Origin of the sequence: Amycolatopsis sp. NBC_00438, from assembly GCF_036026695.1 — a bacterium.
In the GTDB taxonomy this organism is placed as follows: Bacteria; Actinomycetota; Actinomycetes; order Mycobacteriales; family Pseudonocardiaceae; genus Amycolatopsis.
The window spans coordinates 7,509,105-7,526,305 of the sequence record NZ_CP107923.1 but is presented as its reverse complement, the minus strand read 5'-3'; the positions used below and the strand labels follow the sequence as shown (position 1 = coordinate 7,526,305).

The 17,201-nt window shown below is 70.7% G+C and carries 14 protein-coding genes; 12 read left to right on the top strand and 2 right to left on the bottom strand.

Going from position 1 to position 17,201, the window contains the following annotated elements:
* Nucleotides 1-203 precede the first annotated feature (203 nt).
* On the bottom strand, nucleotides 204-968 hold the full coding sequence (locus OG494_RS34010; RefSeq protein ID WP_328445725.1) for an enoyl-CoA hydratase: 765 nt from the start codon (nucleotides 966-968) through the stop codon (nucleotides 204-206).
* Between the two features lie 54 nt (nucleotides 969-1,022).
* On the opposite strand from OG494_RS34010, the gene OG494_RS34005 reads away from it, so the two are divergent.
* The gene (locus tag OG494_RS34005) at nucleotides 1,023-1,406 is read left to right on the top strand and encodes a hypothetical protein (protein ID WP_328445723.1); all 384 of its coding nucleotides are present in this window, start codon (nucleotides 1,023-1,025) and stop codon (nucleotides 1,404-1,406) included.
* A 263-nt stretch (nucleotides 1,407-1,669) separates the two neighbouring features.
* Here the strand turns inward: OG494_RS34005 and OG494_RS34000 are convergent, their stop codons facing one another.
* On the bottom strand, nucleotides 1,670-2,116 hold the full coding sequence (locus OG494_RS34000) for an Lrp/AsnC family transcriptional regulator (protein ID WP_328445721.1): 447 nt from the start codon (nucleotides 2,114-2,116) through the stop codon (nucleotides 1,670-1,672).
* A 74-nt stretch (nucleotides 2,117-2,190) separates the two neighbouring features.
* Between OG494_RS34000 and ddaH the strand changes: the two genes are divergently transcribed.
* The 11 genes from ddaH (at nucleotide 2,191) to OG494_RS33945 (ending at nucleotide 17,201) form a co-directional block, all read left to right on the top strand.
* Nucleotides 2,191-3,042, top strand: a complete 852-nt coding sequence (gene ddaH / locus OG494_RS33995) for a dimethylargininase (protein WP_328445719.1) — start codon at nucleotides 2,191-2,193, stop codon at nucleotides 3,040-3,042.
* A gap of 108 nt (nucleotides 3,043-3,150) precedes the next feature.
* Nucleotides 3,151-3,780 (top strand): polysaccharide deacetylase family protein, encoded by a 630-nt coding sequence (locus tag OG494_RS33990; protein WP_328459104.1) that lies wholly within the window; start codon nucleotides 3,151-3,153, stop codon nucleotides 3,778-3,780.
* 213 nt (nucleotides 3,781-3,993) lie between these two features.
* Nucleotides 3,994-4,713: a glycoside hydrolase family 75 protein gene (locus tag OG494_RS33985; RefSeq protein WP_328445717.1), complete on the top strand. Its 720-nt coding sequence runs from the start codon at nucleotides 3,994-3,996 to the stop codon at nucleotides 4,711-4,713.
* A 77-nt stretch (nucleotides 4,714-4,790) separates the two neighbouring features.
* Nucleotides 4,791-5,051: a helix-hairpin-helix domain-containing protein gene (locus tag OG494_RS33980; protein WP_328445715.1), complete on the top strand. Its 261-nt coding sequence runs from the start codon at nucleotides 4,791-4,793 to the stop codon at nucleotides 5,049-5,051.
* A 197-nt stretch (nucleotides 5,052-5,248) separates the two neighbouring features.
* Nucleotides 5,249-6,565 (top strand): nucleotide sugar dehydrogenase, encoded by a 1,317-nt coding sequence (locus OG494_RS33975; RefSeq protein WP_328445713.1) that lies wholly within the window; start codon nucleotides 5,249-5,251, stop codon nucleotides 6,563-6,565.
* The gene (locus OG494_RS33970) at nucleotides 6,546-7,736 is read left to right on the top strand and encodes a glycosyltransferase family 4 protein (RefSeq protein WP_328445711.1); all 1,191 of its coding nucleotides are present in this window, start codon (nucleotides 6,546-6,548) and stop codon (nucleotides 7,734-7,736) included. The genes OG494_RS33975 and OG494_RS33970 overlap by 20 nt, the downstream gene beginning before the upstream one ends.
* Before the next feature lie 108 nt (nucleotides 7,737-7,844).
* Complete coding sequence (locus OG494_RS33965) at nucleotides 7,845-9,200, top strand: exopolysaccharide biosynthesis protein (protein ID WP_328445709.1); 1,356 nt, start codon at nucleotides 7,845-7,847, stop codon at nucleotides 9,198-9,200.
* The gene (locus OG494_RS33960) at nucleotides 9,197-11,140 is read left to right on the top strand and encodes a Wzz/FepE/Etk N-terminal domain-containing protein (protein ID WP_328445707.1); all 1,944 of its coding nucleotides are present in this window, start codon (nucleotides 9,197-9,199) and stop codon (nucleotides 11,138-11,140) included. Before OG494_RS33965 ends, OG494_RS33960 begins: the two co-directional genes overlap by 4 nt.
* Before the next feature lie 33 nt (nucleotides 11,141-11,173).
* Nucleotides 11,174-13,084 carry an asparagine synthase (glutamine-hydrolyzing) gene (gene asnB / locus OG494_RS33955; RefSeq protein ID WP_328445705.1) on the top strand — a complete coding sequence of 637 codons (1,911 nt, stop codon included), beginning with the start codon at nucleotides 11,174-11,176 and terminating at the stop codon, nucleotides 13,082-13,084.
* A complete protein-coding gene (locus OG494_RS33950; protein ID WP_328445703.1) occupies nucleotides 13,081-15,264 on the top strand; it encodes a bi-domain-containing oxidoreductase in 2,184 nt (727 codons plus the stop codon). The genes asnB and OG494_RS33950 overlap by 4 nt, the downstream gene beginning before the upstream one ends.
* Nucleotides 15,261-17,201: a heparinase II/III family protein gene (locus tag OG494_RS33945; RefSeq protein WP_328445701.1), complete on the top strand. Its 1,941-nt coding sequence runs from the start codon at nucleotides 15,261-15,263 to the stop codon at nucleotides 17,199-17,201. The genes OG494_RS33950 and OG494_RS33945 overlap by 4 nt, the downstream gene beginning before the upstream one ends.

Genomic DNA, 17,201 nt, shown 5'->3' with positions numbered 1-17,201 from the left:
ACAGTCGGGACACCAGGCCCTATCACGAGGTTAGCTCGCCCTTGACCACGATGTTCCCAGTGTCCCGAGTCCCGGACGACCTCTTTGCTGCGCTAGTGGTTCTTCTGTGCTGGTCCGACAAATACCTGTAACCGATGGTAACGGGTATCTGTCACCAGGCGTTGTGACACGCATCTCCCGCGTCACGTCCACCTGCTGAGAACTCAGGGGCCGGACCGGATCCGCGCCCGCATCGCCGCCAGCCGCTCGGCGAATTCCGGGGACGCCAGCGACGCGAGCTGCGGCTCGATCTCGACGTCCACGGCGTCGGCGTGCGCGGCCAGCGACGCGGTCGTCCGCAGGCTGCGCTTGGTGGCCAGCAGGGCCTCGCGCGGCGCGGCGACGGCCGGAGCGGCGAGCTCCCGCGCGGCGGCGAGCAGGTCGTCGTGCCCGCCGTCGACCACCCGCAGCGCCAGCCCGGTGCGCACCGCCGCCTCGGCGTCCAGGGACTGCCCGAACAACGTCATCGCGGCGGCCTGCTGCGGCCCGGCCAGCCGCTGCGTCATCCACGTCATCCCGCCGCCGGGGTGCAGGCCCAGCTCCAGGAACCGCGCGACGAACTTCGCGCGCGGCCCGGCCAGCCGGACGTCCGCGGCGAGGGCGAGGTTCAGGCCGGCGCCGACGGCCGCGCCGCCGACCGCCGCGATCGTCGGCAGCGTGCAGCGCGCGACGGACAGGAAGCCTTCGTAGATGGCGCGCAGGCCCTGCTCGTCGGCCGCGCCGAGCGCGGACAGATCGGCCCCGGCGCAGAACGCCGGCGGCGTACCGGTGACCACGACGGCGTGCACCGACTCGTCCCGCTCCGCGGCCGCGACGGCGTCCGCGAGCTGCGAGGACAGCTCGAGCGTCAGCGCGTTGCGGCTGCCGGGCGCGTCGACGGTCAGCAGGGCGACGCCGCCCGTGTGCTCGCTGACGATGCTGTCGGTCATGGGGGTAAGCGTGGCACGAGGCGGTCGTCGGTTTGCTCGGGTATGACTGGAGGCATGGGGGAACTGGTCGGCGCCCTGGTCCGGGGGTTCATCGTGGCCGCGGGCCACGTCCTGACGATGATCGACACGGCCGAGTTCTTCGGCGCCCGCCGCCGCAAGGCGCGTCAGGCCGCGCTGGCCCGAGGCGAGCGGGTGAGGATCCCGTGCGTCCTACGCGACCCGGCCCTGACCGACGGCCGCGAGCAGCAGGGAAGGCTCCTCCTGGGCGCCGGCCGGGTGCGGTGGCTGGCCCCGGGACAGCCACCGGCGGCGTTCGAACCGGGGGAGCTGACGATGCAGGCGGTGGCCGAGCGGGCGGTCACGTTCCACGCGGGCCGGACGGAGCTGAGGCTGCACCCGGACGAGGCCCCGGCGGTGCTGCGGGCCTTGGACAGCTGAGTCGCGTTGGACGACTGCGTCCTCGGGCAGCTGAGCCACCTCGGGCAATTGCGTCCCTCTGGGCGGCTGAGGCGCCTGGAGGCCGAGGCCGCCCCGGGCGCCTGAGCTGCCGAAACTGTCGGTCCCCGCCGTTACGCTGGAAAGCGGGGGGGCGCCGCCACGCGCTCGTTCACTCCTCCGGGCTTCGAGCAGGCGGAAAGCCTGGCCGGCGGTCGATCCCGGACTAGCCGTTCAGCGGCGCGAACGGCGGATTCCGGACAGCGTCACTCCTCGGGCGTCGGTGGGCGTTCGAGCAGCCGGGACAGCACGACCGTCGACACCGTCCGGTCCACGATCTCCAGCCCGCGCAGCCGCTCCAACGCCGTCTCGAGGTGGTGGATGTCGGCCGCCCGCAGGTGGACGATCGCGTCCGCCGCGCCCGAGACCGTGTACGCCGCGACGACCTCGGGCAGCGGTTCCAGCCGCGCGCGGATGCGGGCCGGCGTGATGTTGCCCTGGCACGTGACCTCGACGAACGCCTCCGTGCCCCAGCCGAGCGCCTCCGGGTCGACGACCGCCGTGAACCCGCGCAGGATGCCGGTTTCGAGCAGCCGGTCGACCCGCCGCTTGACCGCCGGCGCCGACAGGCCGACGACCTTGCCGATCTCCGCGTAGCTCGATCGTGCGTTCGCCATGAGACACGAAACGATTCGCTGGTCGATGGTGTTCACACGCAACATTTAGCACAGATACGCGCAGCGAACAGCGATTGATTGCGAGTTTGGGCAGCACTTACCCTGCATTCATGCAGGGATCACAGCCCTTGGCCGCTCGCGTACCGACCACCCGCCGATACCTGATGTGCCCGCCGCGGTTCTTCGCGGTGGACTACGTGATCAACCCCTGGATGGACCCGACCCAGCCGGTCAGCGCCGACGTCGCCGTCGCGCAGTGGACCGAGCTGCGCGACACCTACCGCCGTCTCGGCCACACCGTGGAGGAGATCGACCCGCAGCCGGGCCTGCCCGACATGGTCTTCGCCGCGAACTCCGGCACGGTCGTCGACGGCCGCGTCCTCGGCTCGCGGTTCCGCGCGCCGCAGCGCACGGCGGAAGCCGAGCACTTCCGCCGCTGGTTCGTCGAACACGGCTACCGCGACATCACCATGCCGGAGAAGATCAACGAGGCCGAGGGCGACTTCGCCTGGACCGGCAGCCTGCTGCTGGCCGGCACCGGCTTCCGCACGGACCCGGCCGCGCACGCCGAGGCGCAGGAGGTCCTCGGCGTCCCGGTCGTCTCGCTGAACCTGGTCGACCCGCGCTACTACCACCTCGACACGGCGCTGTTCGTGCTCTCCGAGGCGACCGACACGACGCGCGCGCAGATCGTCTACTACCCGGCGGCGTTCTCCGCGGGATCACGCCGCGTGCTCGAGCGGCTGTTCCCGGACGCGGTGCTCGCGACCGCCGCCGACGCCGAGTGCTTCGGGTTGAACGGGGTGTCCGACGGCCGGAACGTTGTCCTCCCCGTCGAGGCCACTCGACTGGGTGAACTCCTCGCCGAGCGTGGGTACGAGCCGGTCTACGTCGACATCTCTGAGCTGCGAAAAGCCGGCGGCGGGCCGAAGTGCTGCACGCTGGAAATCCGGAAAGGCTGATTGCCGGAAAAAGCCTGTAACTCACCCGTTTGCTTCCGCGATTAATCGGGGTAACAACTCGACTACTCGCGGTGGCAGGAGGTGGAAGCGGTGGCGGTGAACTTCGCCATGCACGGGATCGGCCGGCCGGCTCGTCAGCTCGAGCCGGGGGAGAACGAACGCTGGGTGACTGTCGAACAGTTCGATCGCATCCTCGACGCGATCGAAGAACGCGCGGACGTCCACCTGACCTTCGACGACGGCAACGAGTCCGACGTCGAGATCGCGCTGCCCCGCCTCGTCGAACGCGGGCTGACGGCGGAGTTCTTCCCCCTCGCCGGCCGGCTCGGACAGCGCGGCTACCTCGACCGCGACGCGCTGCGCGACCTCGCCCGCGCCGGCATGGAGATCGGCTCGCACGGCTGGGAACCCCGCGACTGGCGTCGTCTCGACGACCGCCACGCGCGTCGCGAGCTGACGGACGCCCCGAAGCTGCTCGGCGACCTGTGCGGCCGGCCGGTCCAGCGGTACTCGCTGCCCTTCGGCGCATACGACCGGCGGGTGCTGGCCCGGCTACGGCAGGCAGGCGCGACGCGGGTGTACACGAGCGACGGCGGCGAGACCAGCCGCGACGGATGGCTGCAGCCGCGGACGGAACTGAGCCACGACCTCGACCAGGACTGGCTGGACGGCGTCCTGGCCGGCGGCCGGCGCCGGGGGCGTTGGGTGCGACGGCTGTTTCGACGGTCTGACGGTTAGTCCGTATAACCGTCAGACCGTCTTCCCGGTGGCCGGAACACGGCACCGAACCGGTTCTCCGCGCCCGCGTCCGGTGAGCAGGGTTTTCGTCAAGCCTCGCCGGATGCTGGGAAATTCTCGTACCTCTGGGTCTTGAACCCGTCACAGTCCGGGGTGCATCCTGTGTGCCTCGCCGCCGTAAGGAAAGTTTCCTAACTAAAGGGAGCACCAGGAATGCGGAAACTGATCCTGCTCGCGACCATGGCGCTGGCCGCGGCCGTGATGCCCTCGGCTCTCGCGTCGGCCGCCCCGGCTCCGGCCCAGGCGATCCCGGCGCGGACCGCCGCGGCGCCGGCTTCCGTCGAAGCCGGGCCGACCGCGGCGCAACTGCTGGCCAAGACCAACAGCTGCACCCAGATCTCCAACGGCAAGTACAAGACGGACGAGGACGTCTCGGCCAAGACGGTCGCCGTCTGCGACGCCAACGGCGCGGTCTTCTGGAAGGCCGACATGGACATCGACTGCGACGGCCAGCGCACGACGCAGTGCAACGAAGACACCGACTGCTGCTACCAGGACGACACGGCGTTCCACCAGTCCGACGGCAAGCCGCTCAGCGCGGCGAAGCTGCCCTACATCGTCGTGCCGAGCTCGAGCAGCATCTGGAAGTACACCTCGTCGCAGCTGAAGGGCGGCGGCTCCTGCGCGGTGATCTACAACGGCAAGATCGAGTACGCGGTCATCGGCGACACCGGCCCGACCCAGATCATCGGCGAAGCCTCCTACGCGACGGCGAAGGACCTCGGCATCAACCCGGACCCGTCCAACGGCGGCACCGACTCCGGTGTGACGTACATCTGCTTCAAGAACTCGACCGTCTCCCCGATCGAGAACCACGCCAATGCGATCAGCAAGGGCGAAAGCCTCGCCACGACTTTCGTGAACAACAACTGACACGCGGCACCCACGGCACGGCAGCCGGGGCCGATCCGTACAAGACACGGGTCGGCCCCGGCTGCTGTGCTGGGCCCATGAGCGAACTGCTGAAGCTGGCCAACATCGGCCCGGCGATGGTCCGCGACCTCACCCGGCTCGGCATCACCGAACCCGCCCAGCTCGCCGGGCGCGACCCGGTTGAACTGTACGAACGCCTCTGCGCCGCCGACGGCCGCCGGCACGACCCCTGCGTGCTCGACACCTTCATGTCGGCGGTCGACCAAGCGGATGGCGCGCCGCCCCGGCCGTGGTGGACATACACCCCGGAACGGAAACGGCTTCTCGGGGAACGCTGACCGGAACCGCGCCGAACGCGTTGCCCGCTCACCTGCAAGATGCAATTCCCGGGCGAATCGAGACGCGATTCTTACCGGAAAACTGTTGCGCCTCACGGCCGTCTCACGCTTTCCCCCGTTCGCCGCCCTCGCGGTAACGATCCAGGGGGGCTCGCCGACCAACTCATGGGTCGCGTGGGAAAAGCGGAGGTTTTGGCGTGAAGATCAGTGTCTTCGGGCTCGGTTATGTCGGGTGTGTCTCCGCAGCGTGCTTGGCGGGGCAGGGGCACCGGGTGGTCGGCGTGGACGTCAACCCGGTCAAGATCGACCTCATCACCGCGGGCAACGCCCCGGTGGTCGAGGAGCGGATCGGCGAGCTGACCGCCGAAGTCGTGGCGAGCGGGGCGCTGAGAGCCACGACCGACGTCGCGGAAGCCGTCGCCGACAGCGAGATTTCGCTGGTCTGCGTGGGTACGCCGTCGGCGCCGAACGGCAGCCTTTCGACGGTCTACCTCGAGCGCGTCGCCGAGGAGATCGGCGAAGCGCTCGCGAAGAAGACCGAGCGGCACACGGTCGTCTTCCGCAGCACGATGCTGCCCGGCACCTGCCTGGACCTGCTGGTCCCGATCCTGGAGAAGGCCTCGGGCCGCACGGCCGGCGTCGACTTCGGCGTCGCGGTGAACCCCGAGTTCCTGCGCGAGGGCACCAGTGTCCGCGACTTCTTCGACCCGCCGAAGACGGTGATCGGCGAGTTCGACGCCCTCAGCGGTGACGCCGTCGCGGCGCTCTACGAGGGGCTGCCCGGGCCGGTCTTCCGCGTGGCGATCCCGGTCGCGGAGATGACGAAGTACGCCGACAACTCGTTCCACGGTCTCAAGATCGGGTTCGCGAACGAGCTCGGCTCGATCTGCCGCGCGCTCGGCCTCGACTCGCACCAGGTGATCGACGTTTTCCTCGCCGACACCAAGCTCAACATCAGCCCGGCCTACCTGAAGCCCGGTTTCGCGTTCGGCGGCTCGTGCCTGCCGAAGGACCTGCGCGGGCTGGTCTACGCCGCGCACCGCGCCGACGTGAAGGTGCCGATCCTGTCGCACGTGCTCAGCTCCAACGAAGAGCACCTGCAGCGGGCGTTCGACCTGGTCGCGCGCACCGGCAAGCGCAAGGTCGGGCTGTACGGGCTGTCGTTCAAGCCCGGCACCGACGACCTGCGCGAGTCGCCGCTGGTCGAACTGGCCGAGAAGCTGCTCGGCAAGGGCTACGACCTGAAGATCTACGACGCGAACGTCAGCCTCTCGCGGCTGATGGGCGCCAACCGCGAGTACATCGAGGGCCGGCTGCCGCACCTCGGCCAGCTGCTCGCCGGGTCCGTCGAAGAAGTCATGGACCACGCCGACGTCGTGATCGTCGGCTGCAAGGACCCGGACGTGCTGGCGGCCCTGCCGCACGGCGGCGACCGGGTGTTGATCGACCTCGTCCGCCTGCCCGACGCCGAGAAGCGTCGCCTTGAAGAGGGATATGCCGGCCTTGCCTGGTAAAGCGCTCATCCTCGTCGAAAACCTTTCGGTGCCCTTCGACCGGCGCGTCTGGCAGGAGTCCACGACCCTGCGCGACGCCGGCTGGGAGGTGCACGTGATCTGCCCGCAGGGCACCAAGCGCGACACCGAAGCCGAAGCTGTCATCGACGGCGTCCACATCCACCGCTATCCGCTGAAGGCCGCGACCGGCGGCCCGGCGGGGTACCTGCAGGAGTACGGCAGCGCGCTGTGGCACACGCTGCGGCTGGCCCGCAAGATCGGGCCGGTCGACGTCGTGCACGCCTGCAACCCGCCGGACCTGCTGTACCTGGTCGCGAAGGTGCTCAAGCGGCAGGGCGCGAAGTTCATCTTCGACCAGCACGACCTGTGCCCCGAGCTGTACCTGTCGCGCTTCGACCGCGGGCAAGACCTCCTCTACCGCGGGGTCTGCGCGCTGGAGCGCGCCACCTACCGCGCCGCCGACGTCGTCATCTCGACGAACGAGAGCTACAAGCAGGTCGCCCGGATCCGCGGCGGCAAGCGGCCCGAAGACGTCTACGTGGTGCGCAGCGCCCCGGTCGTCGAGCGGTTCCACGAGGTCCCCGTCGAGCCCGAGCTCAAGCAGGGCAAGCCGTACCTGCTGGCCTACCTCGGTGTGATGGGGCCGCAGGACGGCGTCGACTACGCCCTGCGCGCGCTCGCGAAGCTGCGTGACGACGTCGGCCGCAGCGACTGGCACGCGGTGTTCGTCGGCTCCGGCGACGCCTTCGACGACATGGTCGCCCTCTCGGCGAAGCTCGGGCTGGCCAACCAGGTCGAGTTCACCGGCCGGATCTCGGACGAGGACCTGGTCCGGTACCTCTCGACCGCCGACGTCTGCCTGTCGCCGGACCCGCTCAACCCGCTCAACGACGTCTCCACGATGAACAAGGTCATGGAGTACATGGCGATGAGCAAGCCGATCGTCTCGTTCGAACTCCGCGAAGCGCGCGTATCGGCCGGCGACGCCGCGGTGTACGCCCCGGCGAACGACGAAGCGGAGTTCGCGGTCCTGGTTTCGCGGCTGCTCGACGACCCCGAGGAGCGGGTCAGGATGGGTAAGCTCGGCCAGGCCCGGGTCGCGGGCCCGCTGTCCTGGGAGAACTCGGCGAAGGCCCTCCTCGCCGCGTACGAGCACGCACTCGGTTCCTGATCGCCGTTCGGTCAAGAAGTCACCGGACGTGTAACCAATGGTCCCGGCCGGACGACGGATCGGGTAACCGGCCGATCCACTGAAGCCGTTCGGCGTACTGCCCCAGGAATGGAGATCCCGCCGGTGACTGACGACACGGTGCGCCTGAGCCTGATCGGGCAGGTTCTCCGCCGGCGCTGGCGGCTGCTGGTCGCCCTCGCCGTCCTCGGGGCGGCGGTGGGCGCCGGCGCCTCGGTCCTCTTCTCGCCCGGCTACCAGACCTCGTCCAGCGTCCTGCTGCAAGGACCGCGCCAAGCGGACGAGCTGCTGACCCAGGCCGAGGTCGCGACCAGCTCGGTCGTCCTCGACCGCGCCGCCGCGCAGCTGCAGTGGCACCCGACCGGCGCCGACCTGAAGAAGCAGGTCACGGCGTCGGTGGCGAACGGCAACGTCGTGACGATCACCGTCTCGGCCGACACCGCCGAGCACGCCCAGCAGCTCGCCGACCAGGTCGCGCAGCAGTTCGTCAAGTACTCCGGGCAGCTCGCGAGCAACTCGGCGGACGCCTCGGTGCAGCTGGCCCAGGAGCAGCGCGAGACGCTGCGCCAGCAGGTCCAGCTGACCACGCAGAAGATCAGCGACCTCGCCAAGACCGTCGGCGGGGACCTGACCGTCGAAAGCGTCCAGGTCCGCACCCAGCTCGAAGGCCTGCGGACGTCGCTGGAGCAGGCGATCAACGACCTGAACCAGGCCGACCTCGCGACCGGCGTCGGCAACACCGTGGTGCTGGGTCCCTCCGAGCGCCCGGCCGGCCCGGCCGCCCCGACGATGACGCAGCTGGCCGCCGGTGGCGCGGTGCTGTTCTTCCTCGTCGGTGTCTTCGGTCACCTCTTCACCGCCCGCGCCGACCGGCGTCTGCGGGGCGAGCCGGAGATCGCGTCCGCGCTCGGGTCGCCGATCCTCGCCGGCGTCGACGTACCGACGCCGGAGGGCGACCGTCTCCCGGCGAGCGGCGTGTACGGCAAGGTGCGGCGCCTGCTCGGCGGCGACCGGCCGTGGGTGCTGCCGCCGGTGGCGACCTCGGCCGACGACGTCAACCGCGACATCCGGTACCGCCGCGTGCTCGCCCGGCTGGCCACCGGCCCCGCCGACATCCTGCTGCTGGTGGCCGACGACGACGAGACGGCCCGGCTGGCCGCGACGCAGCTGGCCGCGCTGGCCGACGAGATGTCGCTGCCGCTGCGTATCCAGGAGGTCACCCCGGGCCGCCCGACCGTCCCGGACGCCGGGGCGAGCTCCGGAGTGCTGATCGTGCTCAGCACCGCCAGCCGCACCGCGTGGGAACTCGTCTCGCTCGCCGAGGCCTGCTCGGAAGCCGGGCGCGAGATCCTCGGCGCGGTGCTCACCCATCCCGTCCGGCCGCGCGAGCCGGCCGCCGAACCCGCGGCGAAAGCCCCCGAGAAAGCCCTGGCAGGTTCGGCGTGACAACTGCTTCCGAAACCCCGGCCGCTCCGCTCGTCGATCTCCAGCGGCTGTTCGTCACCATTCGCCGCCGCAAGCGGCTCTGGCTGGCCACGGCGCTGCTCGGGCTGATCGCGGGCGCTCTGGTCGCGATCCTGCTGCCGGCCCCGCCGACCGCGGTCGCCAAGGTGATCGTGGTCCACCAGGACGACTCGCCGACCGACAGCGGCACGCTGATGCGCACCGACGTCGCGGTGCTGTCGACGACCCAGATCGCCGAAGGCGCGCTGAAGAAGCTCAACAGCACCGAATCGCCCGAAGAGTTCATGAAGAACTACGCGGGCCTGCCCGTGACGAACAACGTCATGCAGATCACCGTGAAGGCCAAGAGCGACGGAGAGGCCGTCGCGCAGGCGAAGGCGCTGGCCGACACGTTCATCGCCGACCACGTCGAGCGCAGCCAGGCCGCCGCGGCCGCGCAGTCGAAGGCCATCCTCGACCAGCGAAAGAACGCCCAGGACGAGCTGACCAAGGTCGACGCGCAGATCGCCGACGAGACCGGCAAGGGCCGCAACGCGAACGCCAGCACCCTCGAAGGCCTCTACGGCCGCCGCGCCGCGCTCGCGTCGCAGGTCTCGGACTTCGACTCCCGCGCCCAGCAGGCCGGCATCGGCAGCCCGCAGGTTGCGGCGGGCACCCAGATCGTGGACGCGCCCCGCGCGCTGCCGAAGGCGTTCCTCAAGACGACGGCGACCAACGCCGGCATCGGTTTCGCGTTGGGCCTGGCCCTCGGGATCGCGTTCGCCGCCGTCGGCGCGGTCTCGCGCGACCGGCCGGTGCTGCGCCGCGAGATCTCGACGCACCTCGGCGCGTCCGTGATCGCCCAGCTGCCGTCGAAGCGCCGTGGCCCGGCCCGGTTCTGGCGCCGCTCCCGGGCGGTCTCCGAACGCCACCGCGTCGCCACGACGCTGGTCCGTGCGATCCAGAAGGACATCACCGAGGTGTCGTTGCTGGAACTCGGCGCGCCGAGCATCACGGCCGCACTCGCCCTCGACGTCGCGGAGCAGCTCGGCGAAGACGGCCGCGCGAGTGTCGTCGACGACCTGCCGGGCGAAGACGTCCGCAGGCTGGCGACCGAGCTCAAGAGCGACGTCGTCGTCCTCGGCGCCGGTGACCCCGATCCCGAACCGGGCGAACGCCGCGTCGGCGTCGGCACGGTTTCGCCGGGCACCGCGTGGACCGACCTGGAGCACCTCGGCGGGGAGACCGTGCTGATCGTCAAGGCCGGGCACGCGAACACGCTGTGGCTGCACACGGTCGCGCGGCAGCTGGCCGACCAGGAGATCCCGATCCTCGGGGTGGTGCTGGTCGACCCGGACCCGCGCGACAAGTCGGACGGGACGCTGTGGGACGGCCTGCACACCGCGTTGCGCGGCCGCGCCGGGCTGACGCCCGCGGCGCCGCGCGTCGACGTCGAACGCGAAGACCGGATCGACGAGCTGGCCGCCCGGGTCGCCGAGCGCGTCGCACTGGTGGATCCGCCGAAGCGCATGTTCGCGCCGGTCCGGCCGATGGTCCCGTCGGTCGCCAGGCCGCTGCAGGCCAAGCCACTGCAGTCCAAGCCACTGCAGTCCAAGCCGGCGCCGCCCAAGCCTCAGGATCCGAAGCTCCCGGAACCCGGCAGCGTCAGCGTCCCGCACGCGGACGCGCCGACGAAGAAGTTCGCCCCGGTCAAGCCGAAGCGGCCGACGCCGTTCAAGCGGGACCACGGCGAGCCGACGCACCAAGGCGAACTGAACGCCGAGCTCGAGTCCGAAAAGAGCACTGTGACATCGGGGACTTCGCCCCGAGCCGGGGGCTTCGCCACCCAGACCCCCGAAAAGAGTGCTGTGACATCCGGGGCTTCGCCCCGAGCCGGGGGCTTCGCCACCCAGACCCCCGAAAAGAGTGCGGAGGTCTCCTGACCCCGCGCCGCGACGAAGGGGAACCCACTCGAGATGTGCGGCATCGCAGGCACTTACCTCTGGCCGGACGGCGGACCGCTGACCGACCGGCTGACGAAGACGCTGGCCCACCGCGGGCCGGACGGCTCCGGTCGCTACGACCACGCCGTCGGTTCCGGTGAAGTCCACTTGGGACACCGGCGGCTCTCGATCGTCGACCTGACCGAGACCGGCGCCCAGCCGATGGTCCTCGACGGCCTCGCGCTGAGCTACAACGGCGAGCTGTACAACGCACCCGAGCTGCGGGCCGAGCTGGTGGCCGCCGGCGTGCGCTTCCGCGGCACGTCCGACACCGAGGTGCTGCTGCAGGCGTGGCGGCGCTGGGGCACCGACTGCCTGCCGAAGCTGCGCGGGATGTTCGCCTTCGCGATGTTCGAAGAGGGCACCGGCGAGCTGTTCCTGGCCCGCGACCAGCTGGGCATCAAGCCGCTGTTCTTCGTGCACCGGGGCGGCGGCGTCGCCTTCGCATCGGAGCTGAAGGCGCTGGCCGGCGAGCTGGGCGGGTCGCTGGAGATCGACAACGCCGCGCTGGTCGCGTCGCTTCTCTACTACTGGGTGCCGGACAGCCGCTGCGCCTACCAGGGCGCGGAGAAACTGCAACCGGGCACGTGGCTGCGCTGCCGCCCCGACGGCCGGATCGACCGCGGCCGCTACTGGTCGCTGCGGGAGGTCGCCGAGGAGGGTGCGGCCTTCGAGGGCGAGGTCGACCTGCACGAGGTGATCTCCGAGTCGACGGCCAAGCACCTGATCTCCGACGTCCCGGTCGCGACGTTCCTCTCCGGCGGCCTCGACTCCAGCTACCTGACGGCCCTGGCCGCGCGGTCGCAGCCGGGGATCTCGGCCTACACCATCGGGTTCCGCGCCGAGGACGCCAAGTTCGAGGCCATGCCGGACGACCTCAAGTACGCCCGGATCGTGGCGCAGCAGTTCGGTGTCGACCTGCACGAGATCGAGATCGCGCCGCAGGTGCTCGACCTGCTGCCGAAGATGACCTATCACCTCGACGAGCCGATCGGGGACCCGGCGGCGATCAACTCGTTCCTGATCTGCTCGGCCGCGCGCGACGCCGGCGTCAAGGTGATGCTGTCCGGCATGGGCGCCGACGAGCTGTTCGCCGGCTACCGCAAGCACCTCGCGAACCTGATCGCGTTGCGGTACCACAAGGTTCCGGGCGCGGTCCGGCGTCCGGTGGAGTCCTTGGTGGACCGTCTCCCGGTGGCCTCGGCCAAGCGTGGCTACCGATCGGTGCGGTTCGCGAAGCGGTTCCTGTCGTTCGCGGGCCTGCCCGAGGAGACGGCGTTCCGGCGCAGCTACACGATGTACGACCAGGCCGAGCTGCTGTCGCTGCTCAACCCGGACCTCGCGCCGACGGTCGACGACGTCCTCACCGAGCACGCGGACACCTACAACGACCAGGCGCTCGACGACTTCGTCAACCGCATGTGCCTGGCCGACTCGCGGTTGTTCCTCCCCGGCCTGAACCTGACCTACACCGACCGCTCGACGATGGCGGCGTCCACCGAGGTGCGGACGCCGTTCGTCGACGTCGAGGTCGTGCGCGCGGCGTTCAAGGTCCCGGGCAACAAGAAGATCGTCGGCCGCGCCGGCAAGGTGGCGCTCAAGAACGCGGCGCTCAACATCCTGCCCAGCGAGATCGTGCACCGGCCCAAGGGCCTGTTCAGCGCGCCGCTGCGGGCCTGGATGAGCCGCGATCTGGCGCCGCTGGTGCGTGAAGTCGTCAACGAGGGCGTGCTCGTCGAATCCGGCTTCCTGCAGCGCGAAGCACTGCAGCGCATGGTCGCCGAAGACGCCGCCGGTCAGCAGGACCGCAGCAAGCACCTTTGGCACATCTTGACCCTTGAGTACTGGTACCGGAACGCGATGTCGGGAGCGGGAGCGAAGTGAAGCAGGTCGTCCAGAACTACAAGAGCGGTGAACTGGCACTGCTGGAAGTGCCCGAGCCCGCCTGCAAGGCCGGCGGCGTGCTCGTCCGCACGGTGTACTCCCTGATCTCGACCGGCACCGAGATGATGAAGGTGTCGGAGGCGAGCCTGTCCCTGGTGGGCAAGGCGAGAGCCCGGCCGGACCAGGTCGCGAAGGTCGTCCAGAGCGTGGCGACCAACGGTCTCTCGGCGACGTACCGCAAGGTGACGTCCAAACTGGACTCATACACGCCCCTCGGATACTCGTTGTGCGGCATCGTCGAGCAGGTCGGCGACGGCATCACCGACGTCGCCGTCGGCGACCTGGTGGCCTGCGCGGGCAACGAGCACGCGCTGCACGCCGAGCTGAACTGGGTGCCGAAGAACCTCTACTCGCGCGTCCCGGCCGGGGTCGACCCGCGGCACGCGGCGTTCGGCACGGTCGGTTCGATCGCGATGCAGGGCGTCCGCCGCGGCGAACCGCAGATCGGCGACGTCGCCCTGGTCATCGGCCTCGGCCTGATCGGCCAGCTGGTGGTGCAGCTGCTGGTGTCGTCCGGCGTGCGCGTCTTCGGCGTCGACCCCGACCCGGAGCGCTGCAAGCTCGCCGAGAGCCTCGGTGCGCTGGTGTGCAGCCACCCGGGTTCCGGCGTGGTGGACACCGCCGTCGACGAGCTGACGCACGGCGCGGGCGTCGACCAGACGTACCTCGCCGCGGGCGGCAACACGAACGACCCGGTGGAGCTGGCCGCGAAGCTGTCGCGCGACCGCGGCCGTGTGATCGACATCGGCAAGTGCAAGCTCGACCTGCCGTGGAACGCCTACTACGAGAAGGAACTGGACGTCCGGTTCTCCCGCTCGTACGGCCCCGGCCGCTACGACCCGTCGTACGAGCTCGAAGGCCGGGACTACCCGATAGGCCAGGTCCGCTGGACCGAGCGCCGCAACCTTGAGTGCGTCATCGACCTGATCGACCGCGATCGCCTCGACGTCGAGCCGCTGATCACGCACGTCTCGGACTTCTCCGAGGCCGTCGAGACGTACAAGTCGCTCAACGACGGTGAGCTGAAGGCCGTCGCGGTGCTGTTCCGCTACCCGGACGCGGTCGCCAAGACCGAGCCGGTCGTGACGTCCGCGCGCGTCGGGCTGATCGAGCACAAGGCCGCGCCGAAGCCCGCCGGGCAGCCGGTGCGCCTCGGTTTCATCGGGGCCGGCAACTACGCCTCGTCGATGCTGCTGCCGCACCTCGCCGAGCGCGACGACGTCCAGCTCACGCACGTCGCGACGACGTCGGCGCTGTCCGGTGCCAACGCGCGGCGCAAGTTCGGCTTCGCCGAGGCATCCACCGACATCGACAACGTGCTCGGTGACGACTCGATCGACGCCGTCTTCGTCGTCACCCGCCACAGTTCGCACGCCGAGCTGACCCGCCAGGCACTGCTCGCCGGCAAGACGGTGTTCGTCGAAAAGCCCTTGGCGCTCTCGGAAACCGAGCTGCAGAAGGTCCTCGACGCGATCGAGGAGTCCGGCAACGACCGGCTGCAGGTCGGCTTCAACCGCCGGTTCGCGCCGCTGCTGCACGAGGCCCGCGGCCAGTTCGGCCCGCGCGTCGGCCCGGCGACGGTCCGCTACCTGGTCAACGCCGGCCGCCTCGACCACGGCAGCTGGTACAACCAGACCGCCACCGAGGGCTCGCGCTTCGCCGGTGAAGGCGGGCACTTCATCGACACGGTGAGCTGGCTGCTCGACGCCGACCCGACGTCGGTCTACGCGACCGGCGGCACGGACCTGCAGGTCACCCTCGGCTACGGGGACGGTTCCACCGCGGTCATCACCTACGCCGAAAGCGGCTCGTCCGGCTTCCCGAAGGAGACGCTCGACGTCACCGCCGACGGCAAGGTCCTGAAGTTCGACGACTTCGTCCGCGCGTCGGTGTTCTCCCGCAAGAAGTGGGCGAGCTCGCGGATCCCGAAGGGCCGCGACAAGGGCCAGGCCGCCGAGGTCGACGCGTTCCTCGAGGCCGTCCGCACGGGTGGCCCGATGCCGATCTCGATCGCCTCGCTGGCCGCCACCACGCTGGCCACGCTCGCCGCGCAGACCAGCGTCGCGAACTCGGCGCCGGTCCGGATCGAGCTGCCGCGGAAGGCGGGTGCCCCGGCATGATGGGTCCCGGCTGGTACCTCCGCCGGCTGTCCCGGATGGGGCCGGCGGAGGTCGTCGGCCGCGCTCGGCACGCCGTCGTCCAGCGGCAGTGGCGGTCCGCGCTGCCCGAGCCGCCCGCGTGGCCGTCACATCCACGGTTCACCGCCCAGCTGCCGGACGGCGTCCTCGGCAAGGTCTCCGGTGAGGCCGTCACGCGGCTGCTGGCCACGGCCGACCACCTGATGGCCGGCCGCGCCGAGTACTTCGGCGTCCTGCGCGACGACATGGTGTCGCCGGACTGGGCCTTGGACCCGAAGACCGGCCGCCGCGCGCCGCTGGACGTCTACGCCTTCGACGTGCCGTACCGGTCGGAGGACGAGGTCGGCGACATCAAGCAGATCTGGGAGCCGTCGCGCCACCAGCACCTCACCGTGCTGGCCGCGGCGTACGCCCTGACCGGCACCGAGGCCTACGCCGAGCGCGCCGCCGCGCACCTGCGGTCCTGGTGGGCGGCCAACCCGCCGTTGCGCGGGCCGCATTGGGTGAGCGGCATCGAGCTGGGCATCCGGCTGCTGTCGTGGGTCTGGGTGCGCCGCCTGCTCGACGGCTGGGCGGGCGTCACGGCGTTGTTCGAGGACAACCCGGACTTCCACCTGCAGCTGTGGCACCACCAGAACTGGCTCGCGACCCTGCGCAGCCACGGCTCGTCGGCGAACAACCACGTCATCGCCGAGGACGCCGGGCTGCTGGCCGCGGCGTGCGCGTTCGGCTGGTTCCCGGAGTCGCCGCGCTGGCGGGCCGAGGCGACCCGCTCGCTGGACGTCCAGCTGGGGCGCAACACCTTCGATTCCGGGCTCAACGCCGAGCTCGCGTCCGAGTACCACGGCCTGGTGCTGGAGCTGGGCCTGGCGGCGGCCCTGGAAGCCGACGCAGCCGGCACCCCGGTGCCGGACTCCACCTGGGACGTCCTGCTCCGGATGACCGACGCCTTGGCGTCCATTGTGGACAACCGGTTCCGCCCGCCGCGGCAGGGCGACGCCGACGACGGCTTCGGCCTGATCGTCGACGGATCCGAGACCAACCGCTGGGCGTCGCTGCTGGCGACCGGCGAGGTCCTGTTCGGCCGCCTCGACTGGTGGCCGGTGCCGGGTGACGACGTCCGCACGCCCCTGCTGGCCGCGCTCGCCCAGCGGACTCCGCGAGCCACGGGCGCCCGCCCCGGTCGTCGCCCCGCTCACCTGCGGGACGCGGGCATGACGATCCTGCGGTCGGGCAAGGTCTGGGCCCGCTGCGACGGCGGGCCGCACGGCTTCCTGTCGATCGCTGCGCACGCCCACGCCGACGCGTTGTCGGTGGAGGTGCGCCACGACGGCATCGACATCCTCGCCGACCCGGGCACCTTCTGCTACCACGGCGAACCGCAGTGGCGGTCGTACTTCCGCTCCACGCTCGGCCACAACACCCTCGAACTGGGCGGCCAGGACCAGTCGGTGTCCGGCGGCCCGTTCCTCTGGACCCGGCACGCGGTGACCAAGGTGCTCGGGGTGCACACCCCCGACCACGGCCCGTCCCGCTGGTCGGCGGCCCACGACGGCTACGCACCGGCGGTGCACCGCCGCACGGTGGAACTCGACGGCGCCGTCCTGAAGATCGTCGACGAGGTGCTCGGCGACACCGGCCCGGCGGCGCGGCTGGCGTTCCACCTGGGCCCGGCCGTCACGGCCACGCTCGACGGGAACGTCGCCCACCTGCGCTGGGAGGGTGACGGCCGGACGCTGGCCCCGGTCCACACCGCGGAGCTGGAACTGCCGCCCGAGCTGACGTGGACGGCCCACCGGGGTGAGCTCGACCCGCCGCTCGGCTGGTACTCGGCGGGCTTCGGCCGCAAGGAACCCTCGACCACCCTGGTCGGCTCCGGCACTCCCGGACACCTGATCACCCTGCTCCGCTTCAGTTAG